Source organism: Paenibacillus sp. Y951, from assembly GCF_056786395.1.
This window is the reverse complement of the sequence record NZ_JBXCIY010000052.1, coordinates 1-2,923: the sequence shown is the minus strand read 5'-3', so window position 1 is coordinate 2,923 and position 2,923 is coordinate 1. Positions and strand designations below refer to the sequence as shown.

The following is a 2,923-nucleotide window of genomic DNA, read 5'->3' as shown; positions in this document are numbered from 1 at the left end:
TCTCGGATGAAGCGGATGTTAGCGCGGTAGTTGAGCGTGAGGCGACACTGGTGCAGCAGACGATGAATCTAGAAACTGGCCCGCTGATGCAACTTGGGTTGTTCAGGACGAACAGCGGCGACCATTTGCTAATCGCGATCCATCACCTTGTCGTAGACGGGGTGTCCTGGCGCATCCTATTGGAGGATTTCGCGGTGGGATACGAGCAGCTGTTACGGGGAGAAACTGTTACGTTACCTGGCAAAACGCATTCGTACCGAACGTGGTCGGAGCGAATGGGGAGCTATGCAGATGGCTTGGAGCTGTTAAGAGAGGCAGATTATTGGAAGAAGGAAGAAGGTAGCAACGTTAAGCCATTGCCTAAAGACGGGGAGTGCGCTGAAGCTCGGACATGGGGAAGCAGTGGAAACATTGCGGTTAGCTTAAGTGAGCTGGAAACGAGAAACTTGCTTACGGGCACGCACCATGCGTACAAGACGGAAATGAACGATGTACTGCTCGCGGCTCTCGGTTTAGCGATGCAGGAATGGACGGGTCATGCGACGCTTGCCATACATCTGGAAGGCCACGGCCGGGAAGAAGTATTGGATGACGTGGACGTGACGAGAACGGTAGGTTGGTTTACGAGTATCTATCCGGTCGTCTTTGAATTGAAGAGGACGGAAGGAATACCCTACTGGGTCAAATCGTTCAAAGAGAAGCTAAGACGGATTCCGAACAAAGGCGTGGGATATGGCGTGCTGAAGTATTTGTCGCCAGCGGAGAAAAGCGGCATTGGCAGTGGAATGAAGCCGGAAATCAGCTTTAACTACTTGGGACAGTGGGACAGAGAAATGGATGCCGGGACTATATCGATGTCGGATCTTTCTACTGGCATGCAAGTGAGTCTGCAATCGGAACGTATCCATGCACTGGACATTACAGGAAGTGTAATGGACGGAAAATTGATGCTAAGCGTGATGTACGACAAGCAGGAGTACTGGGAAAGCACAATAGAAGCATTGCTTTCCAGATACAAAGAGCAGTTGCTTTCGATCGTCGAACATTGCATGCAACAAACTGAGACGGAACTTACCCCGAGCGATGTGGGGAGTGTAGCAATGCCGCTAGTCACCTTCGATAAACTGCGTGAACAGTTGGCAAGTGAGATGGTTTCTGTGTACCCGATGTCTCCGATGCAAGAAGGTATGTTGTTCCAAGCGCTAAAGGATCCGCAGTCGTCGGCGTATTTCAACCAATTATCGATTGTAATTCAAGGATCGCTGCATAAAGCAAATCTAGAGAAGAGTCTCTCCCTTCTGATGGATCGGCACGATATTTTTCGAACACTGTTTATGTATGAGGAATTGGAAAGACCGTTACAAATCGTGCTTAAGAAGCGGAATCCTTCGATCGTATTCGAGGATTACACCAGGTTAGCAGACGATGAAATTAAGATCAACGTAGAGCGATTCAAACAATTAGATCGTGAACAAGGATTTGATCTTACGAAAGATGTACTATTGCGGATAGCCGTATTAAGGACAGAAGAGACCCGATACGAGATTGTATGGAGCCACCATCATATTTTGATGGACGGCTGGTGTATGGGTATCGTCTTAAAAGAGTTCTTCTATATGTACGCCCAGCTTTGTAGCGGTAAGATAATAAATTTGCCTGTCGTGAAGCCTTATATCGAATTTATTAAGTGGCTAGAGAAGCAGAATCGCGAAGAAGCACTGGGTTACTGGAGAGATTATTTGGGGGGATACGAGCATCGGGTGACGATCCCTGGAAGCACCAACTCAAACAGTGGGTCGTATATGCTGGAAGAAATACAACATTCGTTCTCGGAGGCACTGACTAAGCGTTTGGCACAATTGAGCAAACGCCATCAGGTTACGATGAACAGTATGATGCAGACCGCATGGGGCATGTTGCTGCGCAGCTACAATTATATTGATGATGCGGTATTCGGAGCGGTCGTGTCTGGGCGTCCTGCGGAAATCGACGGCGTGGAGAACATGGTAGGGTTGTTTATCAACACGTTGCCCGTTCGACTTGGCCCGAATAAAAACGCGGACACGTTCATTGAGACGGTCAAACGGTTGCAGCAACAAGCGCTCGATTCGGAGAAATATGATTACACATCTTTGGCAGAGGTTCAAGCGCAATCCGAACTGAAACAAAACTTGATCGATCATCTATTTGTCTTCCAGAACTATCCGGAAGTTATGGAAATAAGTGGGCGATCCGAGAATCAAGAGTTTCAGATCACGGATATTCGAATGTTCGAGCATACCAATTATTCGTTAAATGTCATGATGAATGTACATGCGAATCGGCTCGCTATCAAAATCAGTTTCAATGGTTCGGAATATGGAAGAGCTACCATAGAACGGGTTATCGGTCATTTGGCGGCGATAGTGGAGCAAGTTGCGGCAAGACCAGACATGAGGCTAGATGAGATTGAGCTGGTCGGGGAAGAAGAGAAGCGTCAACTACTGGAGACGTTTAACGATACGAAGGCGGAGTATCCGAAGGACAAGACGATCCACATGCTGTTTGAGGAGCAGGCGAAGCGGACGCCAGAAGCTGAGGCGATCGTATTCGAGTCTATGCGACTGACGTATGGCGAGCTAAACGCGAAGGCAAACCAACTGGCGCATGAGCTACGTGCGTGTGGCGTAGAAGCCGAGCGCATTGTAGGGATTATGGCAGATCGTTCGGTGGAGATGATCGTGGGGATTCTGGCGATTTTGAAGGCTGGTGGTGCATACTTACCAATTGATCCAACGTACCCAGCGGAACGGATCGCGTACATGCTGGAAGACAGCGACACTGATCTTCTGCTTATATACGGAGACGCAGAAGTGCCACAAGAATACGAAGGCACCGTGCTGAATTTGGCGGATGTGTCACTATATGCGGGCGACACTGCGAA

The 2,923-nt window shown here is 48.7% G+C and carries 1 protein-coding gene; it reads left to right on the top strand.

Annotated features, from left to right (window positions below; genetic code table 11):
- Positions 1-2,923, top strand: a 2,923-nt coding sequence (locus AC1TPB_RS24670; RefSeq protein WP_482078919.1) for a condensation domain-containing protein, incomplete at both ends; no start/stop codon positions are given.